At 62.2% G+C, this 22845-nt stretch carries 20 protein-coding genes and 1 riboswitch; of the genes, 17 read left to right on the forward strand and 3 right to left on the reverse strand.

Translation table 11 applies throughout. The annotated features are described in order from the left end of the window. Positions 1 to 110 precede the first annotated feature (110 nt). Complete coding sequence (locus FHT75_RS24770; RefSeq protein ID WP_028756522.1) at positions 111 to 1649, reverse strand: MDR family MFS transporter; 1539 nt, start codon at positions 1647 to 1649, stop codon at positions 111 to 113. Between the two features lie 116 nt (positions 1650 to 1765). On the opposite strand from FHT75_RS24770, the gene FHT75_RS24775 reads away from it, so the two are divergent. From FHT75_RS24775 to FHT75_RS24790, 4 genes are all read left to right on the forward strand, one after another. Then, on the forward strand, positions 1766 to 2293 hold the full coding sequence (locus FHT75_RS24775) for a MarR family winged helix-turn-helix transcriptional regulator (RefSeq protein ID WP_028756521.1): 528 nt from the start codon (positions 1766 to 1768) through the stop codon (positions 2291 to 2293). Between the two features lie 63 nt (positions 2294 to 2356). Then, positions 2357 to 3007, forward strand: coding sequence for a thiamine diphosphokinase (locus FHT75_RS24780; protein WP_028756520.1), 651 nt, complete (start codon positions 2357 to 2359; stop codon positions 3005 to 3007). 2 nt (positions 3008 to 3009) lie between these two features. Further along, positions 3010 to 4830, forward strand: a complete 1821-nt coding sequence (locus FHT75_RS24785) for an ABC-F family ATP-binding cassette domain-containing protein (protein WP_028756519.1) — start codon at positions 3010 to 3012, stop codon at positions 4828 to 4830. Positions 4831 to 4949: 119 nt separating this feature from the next. Next, on the forward strand, positions 4950 to 5579 hold the full coding sequence (locus FHT75_RS24790; protein WP_028756518.1) for a DUF5666 domain-containing protein: 630 nt from the start codon (positions 4950 to 4952) through the stop codon (positions 5577 to 5579). Between the two features lie 73 nt (positions 5580 to 5652). Here FHT75_RS24790 and FHT75_RS24795 read toward each other — a convergent pair whose 3' ends face one another. Further along, positions 5653 to 7542: an ABC transporter ATP-binding protein/permease gene (locus tag FHT75_RS24795; protein WP_176707328.1), complete on the reverse strand. Its 1890-nt coding sequence runs from the start codon at positions 7540 to 7542 to the stop codon at positions 5653 to 5655. A 114-nt stretch (positions 7543 to 7656) separates the two neighbouring features. After that, a riboswitch (SAM riboswitch) is annotated at positions 7657 to 7734 on the forward strand. Positions 7735 to 7782: 48 nt separating this feature from the next. Here FHT75_RS24795 and metA point away from each other — a divergent pair. From metA to FHT75_RS24825, 6 genes are all read left to right on the forward strand, one after another. Next, positions 7783 to 8706 (forward strand): homoserine O-succinyltransferase, encoded by a 924-nt coding sequence (metA, locus tag FHT75_RS24800; RefSeq protein ID WP_028759058.1) that lies wholly within the window; start codon positions 7783 to 7785, stop codon positions 8704 to 8706. A gap of 226 nt (positions 8707 to 8932) precedes the next feature. Then, positions 8933 to 9955, forward strand: a complete 1023-nt coding sequence (locus tag FHT75_RS24805; protein ID WP_063473911.1) for an aldose epimerase family protein — start codon at positions 8933 to 8935, stop codon at positions 9953 to 9955. 130 nt (positions 9956 to 10085) lie between these two features. After that, positions 10086 to 10859: a GntR family transcriptional regulator gene (locus FHT75_RS24810; RefSeq protein WP_028759060.1), complete on the forward strand. Its 774-nt coding sequence runs from the start codon at positions 10086 to 10088 to the stop codon at positions 10857 to 10859. Beyond that, positions 10856 to 11887 (forward strand): SIS domain-containing protein, encoded by a 1032-nt coding sequence (locus FHT75_RS24815; protein ID WP_063473839.1) that lies wholly within the window; start codon positions 10856 to 10858, stop codon positions 11885 to 11887. The genes FHT75_RS24810 and FHT75_RS24815 overlap by 4 nt, the downstream gene beginning before the upstream one ends. After that, positions 11887 to 13038 (forward strand): N-acetylglucosamine-6-phosphate deacetylase, encoded by a 1152-nt coding sequence (gene nagA / locus FHT75_RS24820; RefSeq protein WP_063473838.1) that lies wholly within the window; start codon positions 11887 to 11889, stop codon positions 13036 to 13038. Before FHT75_RS24815 ends, nagA begins: the two co-directional genes overlap by 1 nt. Before the next feature lie 17 nt (positions 13039 to 13055). Further along, positions 13056 to 13784: an SIS domain-containing protein gene (locus tag FHT75_RS24825; protein WP_063473837.1), complete on the forward strand. Its 729-nt coding sequence runs from the start codon at positions 13056 to 13058 to the stop codon at positions 13782 to 13784. A gap of 109 nt (positions 13785 to 13893) precedes the next feature. On the opposite strand, the gene efp is transcribed toward FHT75_RS24825, so the two are convergent. Then, positions 13894 to 14463, reverse strand: a complete 570-nt coding sequence (efp, locus tag FHT75_RS24830) for an elongation factor P (protein ID WP_028758989.1) — start codon at positions 14461 to 14463, stop codon at positions 13894 to 13896. A 147-nt stretch (positions 14464 to 14610) separates the two neighbouring features. Here efp and epmA point away from each other — a divergent pair, with 147 nt between their 5' ends. The 7 genes from epmA (at position 14611) to FHT75_RS24865 (ending at position 22795) form a co-directional block, all read left to right on the forward strand. Then, complete coding sequence (gene epmA, locus FHT75_RS24835) at positions 14611 to 15672, forward strand: EF-P lysine aminoacylase EpmA (RefSeq protein ID WP_047615719.1); 1062 nt, start codon at positions 14611 to 14613, stop codon at positions 15670 to 15672. Further along, entirely contained in the window at positions 15669 to 16721 is a 1053-nt protein-coding gene (locus tag FHT75_RS24840) for a lysine-2,3-aminomutase-like protein (RefSeq protein WP_063473836.1), read from the forward strand. Before epmA ends, FHT75_RS24840 begins: the two co-directional genes overlap by 4 nt. A gap of 265 nt (positions 16722 to 16986) precedes the next feature. After that, positions 16987 to 17238, forward strand: a complete 252-nt coding sequence (locus tag FHT75_RS24845; protein ID WP_028757744.1) for an acyl carrier protein — start codon at positions 16987 to 16989, stop codon at positions 17236 to 17238. After that, positions 17238 to 18419 (forward strand): acyl-CoA dehydrogenase family protein, encoded by a 1182-nt coding sequence (locus tag FHT75_RS24850; protein WP_047615710.1) that lies wholly within the window; start codon positions 17238 to 17240, stop codon positions 18417 to 18419. The genes FHT75_RS24845 and FHT75_RS24850 overlap by 1 nt, the downstream gene beginning before the upstream one ends. Positions 18420 to 18424: 5 nt before the next feature. Beyond that, complete coding sequence (locus tag FHT75_RS24855; protein WP_063473835.1) at positions 18425 to 19333, forward strand: amino acid--[acyl-carrier-protein] ligase; 909 nt, start codon at positions 18425 to 18427, stop codon at positions 19331 to 19333. A gap of 8 nt (positions 19334 to 19341) precedes the next feature. Then, positions 19342 to 20304, forward strand: a complete 963-nt coding sequence (locus FHT75_RS24860) for a DUF1839 family protein (protein WP_063473910.1) — start codon at positions 19342 to 19344, stop codon at positions 20302 to 20304. Positions 20305 to 20320: 16 nt separating this feature from the next. Further along, positions 20321 to 22795, forward strand: coding sequence for a glycoside hydrolase family 2 protein (locus FHT75_RS24865; protein WP_063473834.1), 2475 nt, complete (start codon positions 20321 to 20323; stop codon positions 22793 to 22795). Positions 22796 to 22845: the final 50 nt, after the last annotated feature.

Consider the following 22845-nt stretch of genomic DNA (forward strand, 5'->3'; position numbering starts at 1 on the left):
GATTGAATTAACCGGCGCGGCCGCGACAGCCATGCGCGAAAAGCGCAACCAGAAATATGTTCTTTGTGAGGGAGCGCCTCTTGGTGAGGCATTTCCGCGGGGCGATTCGACTATTCGGCAGCTTCCGCCGTCGCCGCTTGCGGCTTCTCCGTCTCGCCGGCGCGGGGCAATTGCACTGGCTTCAGCATGATGGCAGCCACAAGGCCGATCAGTGCAATGGCGCAGGAGGTCATGAAGAGCGGCGAGAAAGCGGCAGCATAGATATCGGCCACGGCCTGGCGGCTTGGCTCGGGAAGGGCAGCCATCATCTTTGGCGTCAGTTGCTCGATATCGGTGACGCCGGGAATGGAAATGCCGACCGTGCCGAGCCCAGAGGCAATGATCGCGCCGTAGATCGAGATGGCGATCGAAGCGCCTCCCATGCGCGACAGCGTCACCGAGCCGGTGGCCGCACCGACGTCGCGCGCCGGTGCTGCATTCTGCACGCCGATGATGGGAACCTGCTGGGCAAGGCCGATGCCGATACCGTGCAGCATCATGATCGCGCCGATGAAGGCGATCGGCGTTCCCGCATGGACCTGCGACAATAGCGCAAAGGCGGTGGCGCTGCAGGTGAGGCTTGCGATGGCGAAGGGCTTGTAGCGCCCCGTCCTCGAGATGATGCGGCCTGCCGTCAACGATCCGCAGACGAGGCCGCCGGTCAGGAGGATGAAGAGCAGGCCGGCGGCGGACGGTGAAAGGCCTGTGGTGGTCTGCAGGAAGAGGGCGAGATAATTGACCATGCCGATGGCGATGGCGCCGCCCATGATCGAGATCACCAGGAGCAGGCTGAAGGTCGAATTGCGAAAGAGCTGCAGGGGAACGATCGGCTCCGGCGCGCGGCGCTCCGTGAAAACCCAGATGACGGCACAGATCACACCGAAGGCGACGATGCCGACGCTCTGGGGTGAGATCAATGCGCCGAACAGTTCGCTGCTGTCGGTGGCAAGCACGATGCTTGTCGTCGTCATGGCAAGCAGAAGTGCACCTGCATAGTCGATCTTCGGTCGGCGATGCGGTTTTCGGTACGGCAACATGAAAGCAAGGCCGGCAAGTACGATGAAGCCGATCGGCACATTGACGAGGAAGATCGAGCGCCAGCCGAAGAGATCGCTCATCGTACCGCCGAGCACCGGGCCGATCGCACCAGATGCCATCAGCACGAGGCTGGAATAGCTTTGATAGCGCGCCCGCTCGCGCGGCTCGAACAGATCGGCGTTGACGGCGAAGATCGACACCATGATGCCGCCGCCGCCAAGGCCCTGCAGCACACGGGCGGCGATCAGCGTGTCCATCGAGACCGCAAGGCCGCAGACCGCTGAGCCGACGGTGAAGATCGTGATCGCCGTCATCATCACATATTTGCGGCCGAAGAGATCGCCGAGCTTGCCGTAAAGGGGCATGACGGCGCTCAGCGACAGGAGATAGGCCGAACCGATCCAGCCGAAGCGCTCGAGATGGCCGAATTCGCCGACGATCGTCGGCAGCGCCGTGGAGACGATCTGATTGTCCAGCGTCGCCATGAACATGGCCGTCATCAGGAAGAAGAACAGGATAAGCCGGCGACGAGGATCGGTCACGAGCGGCGCAGGCACGAATTGCATGTCCATGGGAGCGTCATTCCGGGTTTGATGAGCTTTTATGTGCTAACAGCATATAATTGTCAACAGCACATTATTGACATCAGCATGTTCAAATTCCGCATCGGCTCTGTTATGGTCTCGTCATGAGTGACGTGCTGACCAAGACCATTTCCGCGCAATCCGCCACGCCGAATGAGGAAAACGTGCCTCGTATCGGCCGCAGCATGGCGCGCATGCGATTGATGACCGGTCGGCGGCTGATCGGTCGGCTGGCGATCCAGAGTGCCGCACCGGGCCTTGAACTTTCGCATCTCGATGTGCTCGATGCCGTGCGGAGGGCGCAGCCTGCCGGCGAGGTCACGGTCGGCATGATCGCGGAGATGCTGCGCATCGATCCGTCACGGGCAAGCCGCGTGGTGGCCGACATGGTCGGGCGCAACGTCCTGCGCCGCGAGGCCTCGCAGGCCGACGCGCGGCGGATCGTTGTCGTCATGACCGAGGTCGGCCAGGCTCTGCTTGCCGAGATCGTCGCGCAGAAGCTCGCGATCATCTCCGAGATCGTCGCCGACTGGCCGCAGGAAGATATCGATCGCTTCGCGATACTTTTCGAGCGTTTCATCGGCGGTTACGAGGCGGTCTTCCTGTCGCGCGACAAGGATACGCCGGGCTGAGGCGAGGCACGTCGTTCGGCGCCCCTTCCCCTCGACCCCCCGTTTGCGCTAAGGGCAGTGCCCATGAGCCAATCCACCTTCACCATTCTCCTTGGCGGCGAACTCAGCCTGACGGAGCGCCTGAGGCATGCCATCGGCGACAGCCGCTTCATTGCGGCCGATGGCGGGATGCGGCATGCGGCAGCACTCGGCATTATGCCCGAGCTCTGGGTCGGCGATTTCGATTCGACGCCCGCCGATCTCGAGGATGCATTTCCCGATGTGCCGAAACAGCCTTATCCCGCAGCGAAGGCGGCGACCGATGGCGAAATCGCAGTGTCGGAAGCGATCGCGCGCGGTGCGCGGCGGCTGATTCTGGCCGGTGCGCTCGGCGGCGAACGCTCGGACCATGCGCTTCAGCATCTGCTGTCGGCCGTCAGCCTGGCGGAAGAGGGCTTCGACGTGCTGCTGACCTCGGGCAAGGAAGAGGCCGTGCCGTTGATTGCCGGGACGATCGAACTGGACCTTCCCAAGGGCAGCCTGTTTTCCGTGCCCGGGTTCAGCGAGCTGATCGGGCTTTCCATCGAGAATGCGCGTTATCCGCTGGCCGATTTTCATCTGCCTTTCGGCTCGTCGCGCACCATTTCCAACGTCGCGGAAGGCAAGGTTCGCTTTTCGCTCCGCAGCGGCCAGGCGATCGTGCTCGCCAGGCCCTATGATCTTTCCGGAGTCTGATTTTGGCCCCTCCCATTCTGAAACTCGACGATATCTTCCTGAGCTTCGGCGGTGCACCGCTCCTCGCGGGGGCGGCGCTGCAGATCGAGCCTGGTGACAAGATCTGTCTCGTCGGCCGCAACGGCTCGGGAAAATCGACGCTGCTGAAGATCGCCGCCGGCCTGGTCGAGGCACAGTCCGGCGAGGTCTTCCGCCATCCGTCCTCGACGGTGCGTTATCTCGAACAGGCGCCGGATTTTGCCGGCTTCAACACGGTTCAGGCCTATGCCGAGGCCGGTCTCGGGCCGGGCGATGATCCTTACCGCGTCACCTATTTGCTCTCCCATCTCGGGCTGACCGGCGAGGAAGATCCGAAGACCCTTTCCGGCGGCGAATCGCGCCGGGCCGCCCTTGCCCGCGTCCTGGCGCCGGAGCCCGACATTCTCCTGCTCGACGAACCGACCAACCATCTCGACCTTCCCACAATCGAATGGCTGGAAGGCGAGTTGCAGAAGACCCGCAGCGCTTTGGTGCTGATCTCGCACGACCGGCGTTTTCTCGAAAAGGTCTCGACCGCAACCGTCTGGCTCGACCGCGGCACCTCACGCCGGCTCGACAGGGGCTTTGCGCATTTCGAAGCCTGGCGCGACCAGGTGCTGGAGGCCGAGGAGTTGGAGCAGCACAAGCTCGGCAAGGCGATCGAGCGCGAGGAGCACTGGTTGCGCTATGGCGTCACGGCGCGACGCAAGCGCAACATGCGCCGCCTCGGTGAACTGCAGACGATGCGCTCGCAATATCGTGGCCACAAAGGGCCACAAGGTAGCGTGCAGGCGACCGTTTCGGACGCGCAGGAATCCGGCAAGCTGGTGATCGAGGCCGACAAGATCACCAAGAGCTTCGGCGACCGGACAATCGTCATGCCCTTCTCGATCCGCGTGCATCGCGGTGACTGCATCGGTCTGGTCGGGCCGAACGGCGCCGGCAAGACGACGCTGTTGAAGATGCTGACCGGGCAGCTTTCCCCGGATAGCGGCACGATAAAGCTTGGCACCAATCTGGAGATCGCGACGCTCGACCAGAAGCGCGAGGATCTCGATCCCGAGAATACGCTTGCCAACTACCTGACGGACGGGCGCGGCGAAAACCTGCTCGTCAACGGCGAGCAGCGTCATGTTACCGGCTATATGAAGGAGTTCCTGTTCCAACCGGAACAGGCGCGGACGCCGATCAAAAGCCTCTCCGGCGGCGAGCGCGCCCGGCTGATGCTGGCACGTATCCTCTCGCGTCCGGCGAACCTCCTGATCCTCGACGAGCCGACCAACGATCTCGATATCGAAACGCTCGATCTGCTGCAGGAAATCGTCGCCGGCTTTCCCGGCACCGTCATTCTCGTCAGCCACGACCGCGATTTCCTCGACCGCACCGTGACCTCGACGATCGCGCCTGCCGTGCCGGATGCGCCTGACGGTCGCTGGATCGAATATGCCGGCGGCTATTCCGACATGCTTGCGCAGCGCAAGGGCGCGCTTGAGGAGCGCAAGAGGGCGGAGAAAGCGGCGGAGAAGCCGAAGACGCAAGAGGCAGCGCCGTCCGCAGGAAGTGCCAAGACCAAGCTTTCCTTCAAGCAGAAATTCGCGCTTGACAATCTGCCGAAGGAGATGGCGAAAGCCGAAGCCGAGATCGCCAAGCGCGAACAGGCGATGGCCGATCCCAATCTGTTTACGCGCGATGCCGCGGCCTTCAACCGGCTTGCCGCCGAGATGGAAAAACTGCGCTCCAGCCTGACCAAAATGGAGGAGGAGTGGCTGGAGCTCGAAATGCTGCGCGAAGAGCTGGAAGGCTGAGGCTTCCCAAACGCGCCGGCTCACCTTTCCTTGATTCGCCAGTTGATCGTCGTGCGGCATAGAGTGCCGCCCGGCAGCCGGGGATATTGCCGATCGCAATGGCGACAAGGAAAAGTCATATGTCTCGCAAGCCCAATTCCAAAATTTTCACAACCCTTGCCGCCGGCGGCATTGTCGCGCTTGCCCTATCGCACGCCGTCGAGGCGCAGGATAGCCAGCGCGTCCGCATTCGCGGCGCCATCGAAAGCCTCAGCGGTGATCAACTCGTTGTCAAGACGCGCGAAGGCAGCGATGCGACGATCACGCTGAAAGCCGGCTGGAAAGTCGGCGGTATCCGGAAAGCCTCGGTCGAGGATATCAAGCCCGGCGATTTCGTTGGCGTTGCCTCGCTTCCGAAGGGCAACGGCCCGGATGGGGCGATCGAAGTGCTGATCTTTCCGGCGTCGATGAAAGGGACCGGCGAGGGGAACCGTCCCTGGGATGCGCAGCCGAACAGCCAGATGACCAACGCGACCGTCAGCAACGCCGTCAAATCCGTCGAAGGCCACACGATCACGCTGACCTATCAGGGCAAGGAAAAGACCATCACGATCGCCGATGCGACACCGATCGTGACACTGGCGCCGGCGACCAAGGATGATTTGAAGACTGGCGCCGGGGTTATCGTCACCGGCGAGAAGGCGGCTGACGGCAGTATCTCGGCCAGCCAGGTGGCTGTCGGCCTCAACGGCATCACGCCGCCGATGTGAGCGGCCGGCTCAAATCTTTATCTTAACGCATTCCGTTATGCCAAAACCGCTCCACACTTTGGGGCGGCACGGATCAAAGCGCCGGCGCGGGCACGGCGGCAGCGCCTGCACTGGCGCTGGCGCCGGTCTGGGCGACAGGCGGTTCCTCGGATCTTGACGGCAACGCCTGCAGATGCAGCACGCGCGGCTTCAGCACCTCGAGATAGGCTTCGGAGCGGCCGATATAGATCATGCCGGTTTCGGGCAGAGTGGTGAGCAGTTTGGCCATGGTTTCCTGCCATTCCGGCTCCATGCCTTCCAGCACCTCGTCGAAAATGATCCAGCGCGGGCGTACGAGCAGCAGGCGGGCGAAGCCGATCGCCTTCTGCTCGTCGCTGTCGAGCAGCTTGTCCCAGCGGGCGCGGGTATCGAGCCTGGCGATCAGCGAATGCAGGCCGGCTTTCTCGAGGGAAGCCTCGACGGCGGCTTTCTCGTAGGCATCAGGACTTTCGGGAAAGGCCAGCGCCTCGCGCAGTGTGCCGCCGGGAACATAGGCGATCTGCGGCACGAACAGCATGTCGTCGACCGGCGGCAGCCCCATCGTGCCGCTGCCGCACGGCCAGAGGCCGGCCATCGCCTGGAACAGCAGCTTGCGATTGACGCTGTGATCGCCGTTGATCATGACTTTTTCGCCGGCCTTGATCACGACATTGGTTTCACGCAGGCGGAAACCGCCGCATTCGTCGATGTCTTCGCCGATCTTGGCGACGATCACCACATCCTTCAGTGTCAGCGTATCGGGCGCGGTGCTTTCATAGGCGATGCTGTCCTTCAGGTCGAAGTCCTCGTCCATGTCGAGCAGCGCCTGACGGAAATCGGTGACGCGCATCAGCGTGGCGCGCCATTCGGCGATCGGGCCGAAATTGGCGACGTACCAGCGCAATGCCGTGTTGACCTGATTGAAGGCGCCGACGGACATCATCAGCTGGCCAAGGGTGAGGCCGCCGGAGAAATAGGCGGGGGCGGCGACGATGATCGGGATGACGATCACCAGCCAGCCGTAGCCGGCCGAAACCCAGGTGAGGTTGGTATTGGCCATGGCGAGCCGCTTGACGACCCTCAGTACCGAGCTGATATCGGTGTTGATGCGCCGACGCTCGTTTTCCTCGCCTCGGGCGACGGTGATCGCCGGCATGTTCTCATTGGCATGCATCAGCGTGAAGCGAAGCTCGGCTTCCTTCGAGAACCGGTCGGCATTGAGCTTCACCAGCTTGCGGCCGACGACCTGGCTCAGCACCGAGGCGGAAGCGGCATAGAAGATCGCCGCCCAGACCATGTAGCCCGGAATGGAGAAGCTATGGCCGCTGATGCGGAAGATGAAGCCGCTCGAAAGCTCCCAGAGCACGCCGATGAAGCTCACCAGAAGAATGGTCGACTGCAGCAGGCCGAGAACGAGCCCTGTCGTGCTTTCGGCGAGATTGCGGGAATCCTCGTGCAGGCGCTGGTCCGGATTGACGCCGATCAGGCCACTGGAAGCAAGCCGCAGCGCCCGCTTGCGCTTCAGCCATTGGTCGACGAGATCACGCGACAGACCTTCGCGCATATAGAGCGCGGTCATCTGGTTCAGCCACGCCTGCAGCACGTTGAGCAGCAGCAGCGTGCCGGCGATCATCGCGAAGATTTCAAGCTGGTGGAAGAATTCGCCGAGGTCGCGGCGCTCCAGCGAGTCGTAGAACGGAGCATTCCATTCATTGAGGATGACTTGGCCGTAGGACGTCACCAAGATGACGAGAATCAGCACGGTCGCCAGAAACAGCACCTTGCCACGCACTTCCGAATTCCAGAATGCTGAGAACATCACCCCGAGGCGATATGTCAGGCTGAGATCATACCCTACCCTATCCTGCCTCCGGATTCCCGGCCTCCTCTCGATCTTATCTGCCATTACACTTTTCCACACCGCCCATGCCCCCATTATTAACATGGTGGCGTTACCGGTCTATCAACAGATTCTATCAGTCATTAAAGTGTGATGATGCTTGCATGGGCCGTGCCTGCATGCTTTCGCCATTGATTCGCGGTCCGACTGGGGCTAATTAAAGTGCTCCGTGGTGATTTGGCCGGCCGGCTTGCAGCCACGTTAAAAAAGTCGCTAAAGGGCCGCGTGCGGACCGGTAGCGATTTTTTTCGCCGCCGGTTTTTTGTTTTTGATCGAGTGACCGCAATGCCCATCAAGATCCCCGATACGTTGCCCGCCTTCGAAACCCTGGTTCAGGAAGGTGTGCGGGTGATGACCGAGACGATGGCGATCCGTCAGGATATCCGTCCGTTGCAGATCGGGCTGCTCAATCTCATGCCGAACAAGATCAAGACCGAGCTGCAAATGGCCCGCCTCGTCGGCGCCTCGCCGCTGCAGGTGGAGCTGTCGCTGATCCGCATCGGAGGCCACAAGGCGAAGAATACCTCCGAAGACCATCTGCTTTCCTTCTATCAGACCTGGGAAGAGGTGAAGCAGCGCAAGTTCGACGGCTTCATCATCACCGGGGCGCCGATCGAGCTTTTGCCCTATGAGGACGTCACCTATTGGGCGGAAATGCAGCAGATCCTCGACTGGACGGAAACGAATGTCCATTCGACGATGAACGTGTGCTGGGGCGCGATGGCTGCGATCTATCATTTCCACGGCGTTCCGAAATACGAGTTGAAGGAGAAGGCCTTCGGGGTTTATCGCCACCGGAACCTGAAGCCTTCCTCCATCTATCTCAACGGCTTTTCCGACAATTTCGAAGTGCCGGTGTCGCGCTGGACCGAAGTGCGCCGCGCCGATATCGAGAAATCCGAAGATCTGGAGATCCTGATGGAATCAGCCGAGATGGGCGTGTGCCTCGTGCACGAGAAGAAGGGCCGGCGGCTCTACATGTTCAACCATGTCGAATATGATTCCACCTCGCTCTCCGACGAGTATTTCCGTGACGTCGATGCCGGCGTGCCGATCAAGATGCCGCACAACTACTTCCCGCATAACGATCCGGCGCTTGCGCCGCAGAATCGCTGGCGCAGCCATGCGCATTTGCTGTTCGGCAACTGGATCAACGAAATCTACCAGACGACGCCCTATGACGTGGAAGAGATCGGCATGGACCTCTGAGGGCACCATCGCGCCTTGAGCCGATGCCGCATCGCTGCTGCAGCATTTCTTTCTACTCCGCCCGGTTGCGGTTTGGAACAAATGCGGGCAGGTTCCGGTCCGGAACGCCACAGCGCCCGCGCGTCTTTGTCAGCCGTGCAAGGACGCTGCAACAGTTTGAATCGCTGAAATTCCTAAATCGATTTCGATGAGGAATAGGCAGCCGGGATAGAATGGACGGTCGATGATGTCGGATAAGTTGAAGCGGGATGTTTTCGGGCAGACGAAGGCGGGCGAGACCGTCTATCGCGTCGAGATCAAGGGCGGCGGGCTGACGGCCAAGATTATGACCTGGGGTGCGGTCATCCAGGATCTGCGCCTTGAGGGACATGACGCTCCGCTGCAGCTCGGCTTTGACGATTTCGACAGCTATCCCCTTTATTCGGCCTACTTCGGCGCGACCCCCGGCCGCTGCGCCAACCGTGTCGGCGGCGGCAAATTCACGCTTGACGAAAAGGACCATCAGCTCGAGCTGAACGAAAATGGCGTGACGCATCTGCATGGCGGCAGCGACAATATTGCCAAACGCAACTGGACGATCGTCGAGCACGACGTCGACCGCGTGGTGCTGAAGATCGTCGATCCCGATGGCCGCGCCGGCTATCCCGGCAATTGCACCATCCAGGCGACTTTCCGGGTGCATGGCAATGGCGAACTGTCGATCACCTACGAATCGACCAGCGACCAGCCGACGCTCGCCAATGTCTGCCAGCACGCCTATTTCAATCTCGACGGCCGCGAAGATGCGCTTGGCCACGATATCATGATTGCTGCCGATCACTATCTGCCGACGGACGAGAGGCAGGTGCCGACCGGCGAGATCCGTTCCGTCGAGGGCACGGAGTTCGATTTCCGCGAGATGGCGCCGATGAAGCGTTTCGTCGGCAGCGAACAAGTGTTGTACGATCATAATTTCTGCCTGTCCGCCGAGCGCACCGCCAAGCGGAGCGTCGCGCTTGCCCGCAGCCTCTATTCCGGGGTGTCGCTGGAAGTGCGCAGCACCGAGCCGGGCGTGCAGTTCTATGCCGGCTTCAAGCTTAATACCGAGGCGCTCGGCATCGGCGGGCGCAAATATGGTCCATTCGCCGGGTTCTGCCTCGAGACGCAGGTCTGGCCGGATGCCATCAATCACCAAGGTTTTCCGAATGCCGTCCTGCGTCCCGGCGAGGTGCTTCGCCAGGAGACGGATTATATCTTCACCAAGAACTGAGTTTCTGCGCACGCACGGCTGTCAAATTTGATTGCTATGAAACCCTTGCCGGTCCACCGGTGAGGGTTTTTTCTTTCTATGCTCGATTCCGTCTTGCCGATTGGTTCTAGATAGGTTCTATTGTGCGCCCATGGATAGAACCAGTCTGATAGCGGAACTGAAGAACCGCGGCCTGCGTGACGAGGCGCTGACCGGGCCGCTCTACAAGCGGCTGGCGCAGACGCTGACCGGTCTCATTCAGGAAGGATTGCTGAAGCCCGGCACTGCGCTGCCGGGCGAGCGCGACCTTGCCGAGGCACTGAAGCTCGGACGCGTCACCGTGCGCACCGCCTATCGCGATCTGATGGCTTCAGGGGCGCTGGAATCGCGCCACGGAAGCGGTACTTTCGTCTCGAGCAGAGTGGAACGCATGGAGCAGTCGCTCTGGCGGCTTTCCTCCTTCTCCGCCGACATGCGCTCGCGCGGGCGTCTGCCGGCTGCGCGGGTATTGTCGCGGGCGGTCAATACGCCGTCGCCGGAGGAATCCTTCTTGCTCGGCCTCGGCGGCGACGAGCCGGTGCTGAGACTCGACCGCTTGCGCCTTGCCGATGGCCTGCCGCTGGCGATTGAACGCGCCGTGGTGCCGATCAAGTTCCTTGGGCACGATGCCGGTGGCGAGGGATCGCTCTACGATGCGCTGACGGCCAGCGGCCACAGGCCCGTGCGCGCGCTGCAGCGGCTCACTGCGGTCACGCTCGACCCGTCTTCTGCTGCGATCCTGAACGTCAAATCAGGCGCGCCGGCGCTTCTGATCGAACGTGTCTCGCGCCTGGAAGACCAGCGCGTCGTCGAATACACCCGCTCGCATTATCGCGGCGATGCCTATGATTTCGTTGCCGAATTGAGAATTGGAGATGACCTATGAGTGAGAACCAGTCGCTGATGCTGCAGGAAGCCGGCCAGTCGCCAGAGGTGGTGGCCACGCTTCTCGAAAAGGAAAAGCCGGTCTTTGCCGAGATCGCCCGGCTGTTTTCGTCCGCCCGCCCGAGCGTGGTGACCACGGCGGCGCGCGGCTCCTCCGACCATGCCGCCACCTTCTTCAAGTATCTCTTCGAGATCACCTGCGGCGTTCCGGTCGCCTCAGTCGGTCCGTCAATCGCTTCCGTCTATGGTGCCGCGCTGCATCTGAAGGGCGGCGTCCATTTCACCGTCTCGCAGTCGGGCGCCAGCCCCGATATCGTTGCGCTGCAGGATGCGGCGAAGAAGGGCGGAGCGACGACGATCGCCGTCGTCAACGTCACCGACAGCCCGCTTGCGAAACAGGCCGATATCGTTCTCGGCCTCAATGCCGGTGCCGAAAAGAGTGTCGCGGCGACGAAATCCTTCATTGCCTCGGTCGCCGCCCTTTCCGGGGTGACGGCTGCGATCGGCGGCGCATCCGATCTGCAGACTGCGCTCGACAAGCTGCCGGAGGCGCTGTCGGCAACAGCCGGGATCGACACGGCGGCGGCCGAGGAGGTGCTCTTCAACGCAACCTCGCTCTATACGGCCGGCCGCGGCCCAGCTTTCGCGATCGCGCTCGAAGCGGCGCTGAAGGCTAAGGAGACCTCCGGCTTGCATGCCGAGGCCTTCTCGCTGGCGGAACTGATGCATGGTCCGATGCGCCTGGTGCAGCCGGGCTTTCCGATCGTCGCCTTTACGCCCGACGATGCCGCCTTCGCCAACAACGTCCAGGCACTGGAGCGCCTGCAGAAGCTCGGCGCCACCACCGTCGGCTTCTCGGCGCAGCCGCTGTCCGGCGTCCATCTGCGCGTGCCGACCACGGGCAGCGGCCTCGTCGATCCGCTGGTGTCGCTGCTCGTCTATTACCGGCTGATCGAGTCGGTGACGCGACGCAAGGGCTTCGATCCCGACAGACCGGCAAACCTGCTCAAGGTGACGGAGACGGTCTGATGGCCCGCAAGATCTTCCTTGGCGCCCGCATCTTCGACGGCGAACGCTTCCATGACGACAAGGCGCTCATCACTGCCGGCGGCCGAGTCGAAGCGATCGTCGCAAGAAACGATCTGCCGGACGGCGAGATCGTGACACTTGCGGGCGGGGTTCTGTCGGCCGGTTTCATCGATGCGCAGGTCAATGGCGGCGGCGGGCGAATGCTGAACGACGAGCCTTCCGCCGCTTCGATGGACATCATCGCCGGAGGACACCGGCCCTATGGCACGACGTCGCTGCTGCCGACGCTGATCACCGATACATCGGAAGCCTCCATTGCCGCGATCGAGGCGGCCAAGGAGGCGGTCAAGGCGAGCCGCGGCGTCGCTGGCCTGCATCTCGAAGGCCCGCATCTGGCGCCGGCGAGAAAAGGCGCGCATCTGGCAGAGCTGATGCGGCCGGTGGAGGAACGTGACGTCAAGACCTTCATCCGAGCACGCGAGGAGATCGGCACGTTGCTCGTCACCATGGCGGCCGAGCAGGTGACGGTTGCCCAGGTGCGCGAGCTTGCGGAAGCCGGCGTCACGGTCAGCATCGGGCATTCCGATTGTTCGAGCGAGGCGGCGGAAGAACGCTTCGATGCCGGCGCACGCGGCGTCACGCATCTCTTCAACGCCATGAGCCAGCTGGGACACCGCACACCCGGCCTCGTCGGCGCGGCAATCGACCATCCCTCGACCTGGTGCGGCATCATCGCCGATGGCCATCACGTCGATCCGAAGGCCTTGCGCACGGCCCTGCGCGCCAAGCGCGGCGAAGGCAAGCTGTTCTTCGTCACCGACGCGATGTCGCTCGTCGGCTCGGAGAAAGACTCGTTCACGCTGAACGGGCGCACCGTCCGGCGAGAAAGGGGTGGCTTCTGCTCGAAGCTGGTGCTTTCCGACGGCACGCTCGCCGGTTCCGACGTCGATATGATCTCGACGATCCGGTACGGCGTCACCTATCTCGACCTGACGCTCGCCGAGGCCCTGCGCATGGCGACCCTTTATCCCGCCCGCTTCCTCAGGCTTGCCGATCGCGGTCATCTCTCGCCGGGCATGCGTGCCGATCTCGTGCATCTCACCGATGCGCTTGCCGTCACCGCCACCTGGCTCGGCAGCGAAGCGGCCTGACATCAAGGAGACGTGGGATGACCGACATTACCGATGCCTATTTCACTAACCTCATCGGCCGGCTGGAAGAGCTGAAGCAGGCGCTTGCCGAGCCGATGGCGCAGGCCGCGGCCGTCATCCTCGATGCTGCCCACGGCGACAAGCGCGTCTATGTCTTCGGCACCGGCCATTCGCATATGCTGGCGGAAGAGGTGCACTATCGTGCCGGCGGGCTCGCCTTCACCGTGCCGGTGCTCGTCGGCTCGGCCATGCTGCATGAGGGTGCGGTCATCAGTTCGGTCTATGAGCGCACGCAGGGCCTGGTGCGGCCGATGCTGGAGCGCTACGGCATGCAGCCGGGCGATGTCATCATCATCGCTTCCAATTCGGGCGTGAACGCCGCGCCGATCGAGGCGGCCGACTATGCGCGCGAAATCGGCGCAAAGGTGATTGCCATCACGTCGATCGCCTATTCCTCAGCGATCGCCAATGGTCGCCGGCGGCTCGCCGACGTGGCCGATGTGGTGCTCGACAACGGGCTGCCACCGGGTGATGCCGTTGTCGATCTCGAAGGCACGGGGCTTCGGGTTGGGCCAGTCTCGACGGTGGTCGGGGTAACGGTGATCAATGCGGTCTTCGCCGAAGTCGCCTCGCAGCTTTCGAAATCCGGCGATGCGCCAATTTATCTCAGCGCCAACATGCCGGGTGCGGCCGAGATCAACCAGAAGCTCGTCAAGAAATACCGGCCGCGCAACCCGCATCTCTAGAGCATGATGCCGAAAAGTGTGAGCGGTTTTCGGACAACATCATGCTGCAAAGAAGGCGGATACAAAAAGGCCGGCATAAGCCGGTCTCTTCAAGAGTTGTAACTCAGGATCAATCCTTGGCGCGTTCGACGTAGGAATTGTCTTCCGTGGCGATGACGACGCGGGTGCCGGCATTGATGTGCGGCGGCACCATGGTGCGCACGCCGTTCGACAGCATGGCCGGCTTGTAGGAAGACGACGCCGTCTGGCCCTTGACGACCGGTTCCGTCTCGGTGATTTCGAGCGTGACGTGACGCGGCATCTGGATCGCCAGCGCAATGCCTTCATGCATTGAGAGAACGCAGGTCATGCCTTCCTGCAGATAAGCCTTGTCGTCACCCATCGTCTCGACATCGACGACGACCTGATCGTAGTTTCCAGGGTTCATGAAGTGAAAGCCTTCGCCGTCCTCGTAGAGGAACTGATGGTTCACGTCTTCGACGAAGGCGCGCTCGACCTGTTCGGTGGTGCGCCAACGCTCGGAAACCTTCACGCCGTCGACGATGCGGCGCATGTCGACCTGGGTGACCGGCGTGCCTTTGCCCGGATGAAAGTTCTGGGCGGTGAGGACGACGTAGAGCTTGCCGTCGACGTCGAGAACGTTGCCCTTGCGGACCGAAGAGGCGATGACCTTGACCATAAGACTTCCTTGTAACTCGGCTTTCGGCGTCGTAGAGGACTGTCGAGACGCCCCGAAGACGCAAATGTTTTTCTTTGGGGGCGCAACTAACCTAAAATCCGGGAAATAGCCACCCCATACCGGCTTCTCCGGCGAAGAAAGCTTGGAATGAACTCTTCGGCCAAAGCGTCCCCCTGGTGGACCTCGTCCGTACATGCCGATCGCCGTCCGTTCCTGATCGGGCGCAATGCGATCCAGGCGGCGTTGCGCGGGTTTTTCGCGCGCGAGGATTTCATCGAGGTGGATACGGCGGTGCTGCAGGTCTCTCCGGGCAATGAGGCGCATCTGCATGCCTTCGCGACGGAAGCGCTGACGACGGACGGGCAAAGGGCTCCATTTTACCTGCACACCTCGCCGGAATTCGCCTGCAAGAAGCTGCTTGCGGCGGGCGAGGAACGGATCTCGTGTTTTGCCCATGTCTATCGCAATCGCGAGCGCGGGCCGCTGCATCATCCCGAATTCACCATGCTCGAATGGTATCGGGCGGGCGAAAGCTATGAGAGCCTGATGATGGATTGCGTGCGGATCCTGGCGCTGGCGGCAGAAACGGTAAAGGCGGGGACGCTTGCCTATCGCGGCGTCGCGAGCGATCCCTTCGCCGGGCCGGAGCGGCTCAGCGTTGCCGAAGCCTTCGAGCGGCATGCCGGCATCGATCTTCTTGCCTCGGTCGCCGCCGATGGTTCGACCGATCGCAACCATCTGGCAGCCGAACTCAGGCGCGTCGGCATGCGGGTTGCCGATGACGATGGCTGGGCCGATCTCTTCAGCCGGGTGCTGGTCGAGAAGATCGAACCGCATCTCGGCTTCGGCCGCATCACCATCCTCGACGAATATCCGGTCTCGGAGGCGGCACTTGCGCGTCCCTCGGCACGCGACCCCAGGGTCGCGGAACGTTTCGAGCTCTATGCCTGCGGCGTCGAGCTTGCGAACGGCTTCGGCGAGCTCACCAACGCTGCCGAACAGCGGCGACGGTTCGAGATCGAGATGGCCGAGAAGGCGCGGGTCTACGGCGAGACCTATCCGATCGACGAGGATTTCCTCGCCGCGCTGGCGCTGATGCCTGAGGCAAGCGGCATCGCGCTCGGTTTCGACCGGCTGGTAATGCTGGCAACGGGAGCATCGCGCATCGACCAGGTGCTCTGGGCGCCGGTTGCGGAGTATGGAAGATGAATGTCGTCAAACCGATCAAGAGCGTCGACGATCTTGTGAAGGCAGGGCTCGCCGCATCTGCCGATCGCGCAACGCTCGAAGAGGTTGCCGCGCGCTATGCGATCGCGCTGACGCCGGTGATCAGCAAGCTCATCGACCGCACCGATCCCGATGATCCGATCGCCCGGCAGTTCGTGCCCGATATCGCCGAACTCACGATCGCCAGCGAGGAACGCGCCGATCCGATCGGCGATCATGCCCACAGCCCCGTCGAAGGCATCGTTCACCGCTATCCCGATCGTGTGTTGCTGAAGGCCGTGCATGTCTGCCCGGTCTATTGCCGCTTCTGCTTCCGGCGCGAAATGGTCGGGCCGCAGGGCCTCGGCACGCTCGATGCCGCGGCGATGCAGGCCGCTTTCGACTATATCCGGGGTCATGAGGAGATCTGGGAGGTCATCCTCACCGGCGGCGATCCGCTGGTGCTTTCCCCGCGCCGTCTCCACGACATCATGGAGACGCTTGCCGGGATCGCCCATGTGAAGATCGTGCGTTTCCACACGCGTGTTCCGGTCGTCGATCCGGAGAGGATCGATGCGGCGCTGGTCGCCGCGCTGAAAGCAAGCGGCAAGACGGTCTATGTGGCGCTGCACGCCAACCATGTCAGGGAACTGACGATGGAAGCGCGCGCAGCCTGCGCCCGCCTCGTCGATGCCGGCATCGCCATGCTCAGCCAGTCGGTGCTGCTCAAGGGCGTCAACGACGATCCCGACGTGCTTGCGGCGCTGATGAAGGCCTTCGTCGAAATCCGCGTCAAACCCTATTACCTGCATCATCCGGATCTGGCGCCCGGCACCGGTCATTTCAGAGTGACGATCGAGGAGGGGCAGAAGATCGTCGCGGCGTTGCGCGGGCGGATTTCCGGTCTCTGCCAGCCGACTTACATTCTCGATATTCCAGGCGGTCACGGCAAGGCCGTCATCAGTGGGAGCGCTATCCGGGCGACAGGCGACGGATGTTATTCCATCACCGATTATCGCGGCGGCGAGCATTCCTATCCGCCGGCCGATTGAGACAAAAAGCGGCGCGTTTGCGTGTCATTTCTGTACTCGTCACGCCAGAAGCTATTGTGTGTCGCAGCGTCAAGATTATCCCAAGTCTTTGATAGAAAATCGTTGTTTACGATAATGCCGGAATGATCACTAAAATCCTAACTATGAGCCTTAGTCATATTTAACCCAACAAATTAGCGGAATGTTCTGTTTTCCGCACTAAAAGAACGCTCATGACAAGGCGATGAACGCCGGTTCGGGATCATGAGAATCTTGGAGTGATGGGATGAATACGACAATCCGCGACCTCGTAGCCAAATTCGGCAAGCTTCCTGTGTCGATCGACCAGGTTGGCGACGATGCCGATCTTTATGCGGCAGGTTTGACGTCCTTTGCTTCCGTGCAGTTGATGCTTGGCATCGAAGAGGCCTTCGACATCGAATTTCCCGACAATCTCCTGAACCGCAAATCCTTCGCGAGCATCTCGGCCATCGCCAGGACCGTCGATCTCATCCGGGACAGCCGGAAGGTCGCCTGATGAATTTCCCCGTCAAGATCATGCAGGACGGTCTTGTCGCAAGAGTGGCCCGCGTCGCCGAAATCGCGGCAAAGCACGCCGATGCCGTCGATGTCGAAGGCCGCTTTCCCCGCGAAGCCGTGGAGGCGATGAAGGCCGAAAGGCTGCTCGGCATCCAGGTGCCGCGCCATCTCGGCGGTGAATCCGCCTCGATCACCGAGATCGCCGAATTGTGCTCGATGCTCGGCCAGGCCTGCGCGGCAAGCGCCATGGTCTTCGCCATGCATCACATCAAGCTGTCGAGCCTCGTTGAACACGGCGCCGACAGCGAATGGCATCGCAGCTTCATGCGCCGCATCGCCGCAGAGCAGCTGCTGATTGCTTCCGCCACCACCGAAGGCGGCATCGGCGGAAACCTGCGCAACAGCATCTGCGCGGTCGAGGTCGATGGCGATACTTGCCGCCTCGAAAAGGATGCGACAGTCATTTCCTACGGCTCGCATGCCGACGCGATCCTCATCACGTCGCGTGCCCACGCGCAGGCGGCTTCCTCCGATCAGGTGCTGACGGCCTTCCTCAAGGATCAGTATACGCTCGAGAAGACGCATGTCTGGAATACGCTGGGCATGCGCGGCACCTGCTCCGACGGCTTCCTGTTCAAGGGCGAGGCGCCGGCACATCAGATCCTGCCGAAGCCTTTCGCCGAGATCGCGGCGCAATCCATGCTCGCCTCCTCGCACCTGTTGTGGAGTGGCGTCTGGTACGGCATCGCAGTCGATGCCGTCGCACGTGCCCAGGCCTTCGTGCGCGCCGCCGCCCGCAAGGCGCCGGATGCCCAGCCGCCGGGCGCGTTGCGCCTCGCCGAGGTTTCGAACCTGCTGCAGATGGTGAAATCCAATGTGGTTGCCGGCCTAAAGGCCTACGAGGATGCCAAGGCCGATGTCGACAGGCTGTCCTCGATGGGCTTTGCGGTGGCGATGAACAACGTCAAGATCGCCTCGTCCGAGACGATCCTGGAGATCGTCAACCATGCCATGCTGATCTGCGGCATCATGGGCTACAAGAACGGCACGCCGTTCAGCCTCGGACGCCATCTGCGCGACGCGCATTCCGCACAGCTGATGATCTCGAACGACCGCATCCTCGGCAACACGTCGAGCATGCTTCTTGTCCATAAGCAGGACACTAGCCTACTGGGGTGACAGTCATGGATATGCAGACCTCGTTTCTGGACCGGCTTTTCGAATCCGGCCTGCTGATCGATACCGGCATCGACGGGCTCTATGGCCGCAGCGGCCAGTTCGAAGACGTGATCGCTGCCTTCGAGCGGCTGATCGACAGGTTCGGCGGCGCCGACGGCGCGGAGGCGATGCGCTTCCCGCCGGGCATGAACCGCGCCTTTTTCGAAAAGAGCGGTTACATGAAGAGCTTCCCGCAACTGGCTGGCACGGTGCACAGTTTCTGCGGCAGCGAACTCGATCATGTCAGCCTGCTGCAATGCATGGAAGTCGGCGAGGACTGGACCAAGGGGCAGGAGGCGACCGACATCGTGCTGACGCCGGCTGCCTGCTATCCGCTCTATCCGACGATCGCCAAGCGCGGCAATCTGCCAAAGACGGGCGGCCTCTTCGACCTGCAATCCTATTGCTTCCGCCATGAGCCGTCGAAGGATCCTGCCCGCCAGCAGCTGTTCCGCATGCGCGAATATGTCTGCATGGGCACTGAACAGCACGTCACCGATTTCCGCCAGCGCTGGATGGATCGCGGCGTCGAGATGATGAAGGCCGTCGGTCTCGACGTGACGATCGACGTCGCCAACGATCCGTTCTTCGGCCGCGCCGGCAAGATGCTCGCCAACAATCAGCGCGACCAGAACCTGAAATTCGAGCTGCTGATCCCGATCACCTCGGCTGCCAGTCCGACCGCCTGCATGAGCTTCAACTACCATCAGGATGCCTTCGGCACGAAATGGGGTCTCAATCTCGAAGACGGCAGCGTCGCGCACACCGCCTGCGTCGGCTTCGGGCTGGAGCGCATCGCGCTTGCCCTCTTCCACCATCACGGGCTCGATGTGAAGCAATGGCCGGCCAGCGTACGGAAAGCGCTGTGGGGCTGAGCACATCCATGACATCGGTATTTTCGGGAATCGACCCGGAAACCTACCGGGCGCATGCGCTGCATTCCAGTGAGCGCGCCTGGCCGGAAACCAATTGCTATGTCGATCTCTGGATCGAGGTGCTGGCATCATCCGGTGTCGCGCCCGAGGCGATGCTGGGTTTTACCCTGACGCAGGATTTCGAGGGCGACCAGTTCACCTTCTTCAAGGTGCCGCTCGAGGATCTCGAAGCGCTCTACGGTATTCGCGCCACCGAGCTTGCCATCTACGACCGTGTCGAACGCCATGTCGAGGTTCAGATCGCCCGTGCCCGTCTCTGCCTGATCGAGATGGATTCCTTCTACATGCCGGACACGCGCGGCACCGCCTACCGGCAGGAGCACGGCAAGACGACGGTGGCGATCAACCGGCTGGATGTTGCGGCCAAGCGCGTCGATTATTTTCACAATGCCGGTTATTTCCGCCTGGAAGGCGAGGATTTCGACGGGCTGTTCCAGCTGCATCTGACGGAGAACGATCCGCCGTTCCTGCCCTATACGGAATTTGCGCGGTTTCCGGAAAAGCCGGCTGATGAAACGCATCTGCGGAAGACCGCGCGGCAGCTTGCCGGCTTTCATTTCATCAGGCGTCCCCGCGAAAACCCGATCCGCGCCTTTGCAAGCGTCTTTCCGCAGCAGGTCGAAGCGGTAGCGGAACGGCCGTTCGGCTTCTTCCACAAATACGCCTTCAACACGCTTCGCCAGGTAGGCGCCAATTTCGAGCTGGCGGCCGATTACCTCACCTGGCTTTCCGCCGGTGAATTCGCGGCTGCCGCCGAGCATGCCAGGCGCATTTCCGAGGTGGCGAAATCGGTGCAGTTCCAGCTTGCCCGCGCCGTCACCCGCAGGAAGTTCGAGCCGTTGCAGGCAGCACTTGATCCGGCCGCCGATGCATGGGATTCCATGATGGCGTCGCTTGCGGGGCGAATCTGAAGCCGGAGATCTGACCATGCGGGGGCGTTTGGCAAGCATCGGTGCCGAGGAAAGCCTGCTTTCCGAAGGCTGGAACCTGATCCTGACGGAGCCGGGCGCCTGCGCCGTGCCGCACGACATTCACCTTTCCGCCCAGTTCATTCCCGCGCCCGTTCCCGGCACTGTCGCCGCGGCGCTCGAAAAGGCTGGGCTCTTCGACCGTGGAAATCCCGAGCCGCTGAACACGCGGGATGCCTGGTATCTCTGCCGGCTTTTCGATGCCGAGCCCGGCGAAGCGATCCTGCATTTCCAAGGGCTCGCGACGCTCTGCCATGTCTTCCTGAACGGCCAGGAAATCCTGTTTTCCGAGAGCATGTTCACGGCGCACGAGATTCCGGTGACGCTGTCGGGCGGCGACGAACTGGCGCTCTGCTTCCGGGCGCTCGGCCCCCGTCTGTCGGAGCCCGGCCCGCGCGCGCGCTGGCGGCCGCAGATGATCACGCCGGCGGGCCTGAAGAATTTTCGCACGACGCTGCTCGGCCATATGCCGGGCTGGTGCCCCGATATTCATGCCATCGGGCCGTGGCGACCGATTTCCATGGTGCGGCGCAATCCCGTCTCGATCGACAACGTCTCCATCCGCGCCCAGTTGGAGGAGAGCGGCGCCGGCCGTCTCAGCGTATCGCTGCATAGCAATGCCGAGGATCCCGCCATGCTGCTGCGCTGCGGCGGAATGGAGCAGCCTTTCGAGAAGGTCGGCGACAGTCATTACTCGGCTATTCTCAAGCTTCCCGACATCGAGCCATGGTGGCCGCACACCCACGGCGCTCCGCGTCTCTACGAGCTGACACTGGTTTCCGACGGCGTCGAATATCCGCTCGGCACGACCGGCTTCCGACGGATCGATGTCGACCGCGGTGGCGATGGCGACGACTTCGCGCTCACCGTCAACGGCGAACGCATCTTCTGCCGCGGCGCGGTGTGGACGACGGCCGATATCGTGCGATTGCCGGGCGGCCGGGCGGATTACGAACCCTTCCTGCGGCTTGCCGCGGAGGCCGGGATGAACATGATCCGCATCGGCGGCACCATGGCCTATGAGACGCCGGATTTCTTCGCGGTCTGCGATGAACTCGGCCTGCTCGTCTGGCAGGATTTCATGTTCGCCAATTTCGATTATCCGCGCAACGACAAGGCCTTTCTTGGCCATGTGCATGCGGAGGTCGAGGAATTTCTGCACGGTGTCCAGGCGTCGCCTTCCCTCGCCGTGCTCTGCGGCGGCAGCGAAATCCACCAGCAGGCGGCGATGCTCGGCCTGCCGGCGGAATTCTGGAGCGGGCCGGTCACCGACGAGATCATCCCGGCGGTCGTCGCGCGCATGCGTCCCGACGTGCCCTATGTCCCGAATTCGCCCTATGGCGGGGCCATGCCTTTTTCACCCAATGCCGGAATTGCGCATTATTACGGCGTCGGCGCCTATATGCGGCCGATTGCCGATGCGCGCCGCGCCGATGTGCGGTTTGCCTCCGAAAGCCTCGCCTTCGCGCATGTGCCGCAGCAAAGGACGCTGCAGCGTCATCTCGACGTGCCCGCCGTCCATAGCCCGCTCTGGAAGGCCCGCGTGCCGCGCGACCGCAGCGCATCGTGGGATTTCGAGGATGTTCGCGACTTCTATCTGCAGCTTCTCTACGGGTTCGATCCGGCCCAATTGCGCCGTGAGGATCCGGAACACTATCTCGATCTCTCCCGCGCCGTCACCGGCGAGGTGATCGAGGAGGCTTTTGCCGAATGGCGGCGCAAAGACTCCAGCTGCAACGGCGCGCTCGTCTGGACGCTGCAAGACCTGTTGCCCGGTCCCGGCTGGGGGGTGATCGATTCCACCGGAGAGCCGAAGCCCGTCTGGTATGCGATGCGCCGTGCCTTCCGGCCGGTGCAAGTGGTCTTCACCGACGAGGGAACCAACGGTCTCGACGTGCATGTCGTCAACGAGGCGGACGCCGCGCTCGACGTGGAACTCGAAGTTGTCTGCCTGCGGGACGGCAAGCAACAGGTCGTCAGCGGCAGCATGGCCTTCAAGCTGGCGGCAAGGAGCACGGAGCGTTTTGCCTGCACAACGCTGTTCGGCGCCTTCTTCGATACGACCTATGCCTTCCGTTTTGGACCACCATCGCACGACGCAAGCGTGGCGCGTCTGCGCTCGCTGGCAGATGGCGCCATTCTCGCCGAAAGCTTCCACTTCCCGTGCGGCCGGGGGAAGGCGCTCCATGACGCAGGGATCGAAGCGTCACTCGGCAGAGATGGCGACGACTGGTTCGTCGATTTGAGGACCGACCGGCTGGCGCAATCGGTGCATATCGACGTCGAAGGCTATCGGGCCGACGACGACTGGTTCCATCTCGCTCCCGGCGTGGCGCGGCGCGTGAAGCTGCATGCGCTCCTGAGCGCGGAAAGCGATGTTCCGCCTACGGGTGAGATCAGAAGTCTAGGCAGTTCGCATCGTGTCGCGTTCTAGAAAAGAGATAGAGCATGCTGCCGTCCGAAAACCGCGCACACTTTTCGGCA

The sequence above is a fragment of the Rhizobium sp. BK112 genome (genome assembly GCF_014193215.1).
Lineage (GTDB): Bacteria > Pseudomonadota > Alphaproteobacteria > Rhizobiales > Rhizobiaceae > Rhizobium > Rhizobium anhuiense.

Excerpts from the sequence above, each read along its gene's own strand:
- FHT75_RS24780 (WP_028756520.1), top strand. The coding sequence starts at position 2,357 with ATGAGCCAATCCACCTTCACCATTCTCCTTGGCGGCGAACTCAGCCTG.
- FHT75_RS24770 (WP_028756522.1), bottom strand. The coding sequence starts at position 1,649 with ATGGACATGCAATTCGTGCCTGCGCCGCTCGTGACCGATCCTCGTCGC.
- FHT75_RS24855 (WP_063473835.1), top strand. The coding sequence starts at position 18,425 with ATGGATATGCAGACCTCGTTTCTGGACCGGCTTTTCGAATCCGGCCTG.
- FHT75_RS24815 (WP_063473839.1), top strand. The coding sequence starts at position 10,856 with ATGAGTGAGAACCAGTCGCTGATGCTGCAGGAAGCCGGCCAGTCGCCA.
- FHT75_RS24825 (WP_063473837.1), top strand. The coding sequence starts at position 13,056 with ATGACCGACATTACCGATGCCTATTTCACTAACCTCATCGGCCGGCTG.
- FHT75_RS24850 (WP_047615710.1), top strand. The coding sequence starts at position 17,238 with ATGAATTTCCCCGTCAAGATCATGCAGGACGGTCTTGTCGCAAGAGTG.
- metA (WP_028759058.1), top strand. The coding sequence starts at position 7,783 with ATGCCCATCAAGATCCCCGATACGTTGCCCGCCTTCGAAACCCTGGTT.
- FHT75_RS24790 (WP_028756518.1), top strand. The coding sequence starts at position 4,950 with ATGTCTCGCAAGCCCAATTCCAAAATTTTCACAACCCTTGCCGCCGGC.
- epmA (WP_047615719.1), top strand. The coding sequence starts at position 14,611 with ATGAACTCTTCGGCCAAAGCGTCCCCCTGGTGGACCTCGTCCGTACAT.
- FHT75_RS24805 (WP_063473911.1), top strand. The coding sequence starts at position 8,933 with ATGTCGGATAAGTTGAAGCGGGATGTTTTCGGGCAGACGAAGGCGGGC.
- FHT75_RS24845 (WP_028757744.1), top strand. The coding sequence starts at position 16,987 with ATGAATACGACAATCCGCGACCTCGTAGCCAAATTCGGCAAGCTTCCT.
- FHT75_RS24840 (WP_063473836.1), top strand. The coding sequence starts at position 15,669 with ATGAATGTCGTCAAACCGATCAAGAGCGTCGACGATCTTGTGAAGGCA.
- FHT75_RS24865 (WP_063473834.1), top strand. The coding sequence starts at position 20,321 with ATGCGGGGGCGTTTGGCAAGCATCGGTGCCGAGGAAAGCCTGCTTTCC.
- FHT75_RS24860 (WP_063473910.1), top strand. The coding sequence starts at position 19,342 with ATGACATCGGTATTTTCGGGAATCGACCCGGAAACCTACCGGGCGCAT.
- FHT75_RS24810 (WP_028759060.1), top strand. The coding sequence starts at position 10,086 with ATGGATAGAACCAGTCTGATAGCGGAACTGAAGAACCGCGGCCTGCGT.
- FHT75_RS24775 (WP_028756521.1), top strand. The coding sequence starts at position 1,766 with ATGAGTGACGTGCTGACCAAGACCATTTCCGCGCAATCCGCCACGCCG.
- nagA (WP_063473838.1), top strand. The coding sequence starts at position 11,887 with ATGGCCCGCAAGATCTTCCTTGGCGCCCGCATCTTCGACGGCGAACGC.
- efp (WP_028758989.1), bottom strand. The coding sequence starts at position 14,463 with ATGGTCAAGGTCATCGCCTCTTCGGTCCGCAAGGGCAACGTTCTCGAC.
- FHT75_RS24795 (WP_176707328.1), bottom strand. The coding sequence starts at position 7,542 with ATGTTAATAATGGGGGCATGGGCGGTGTGGAAAAGTGTAATGGCAGAT.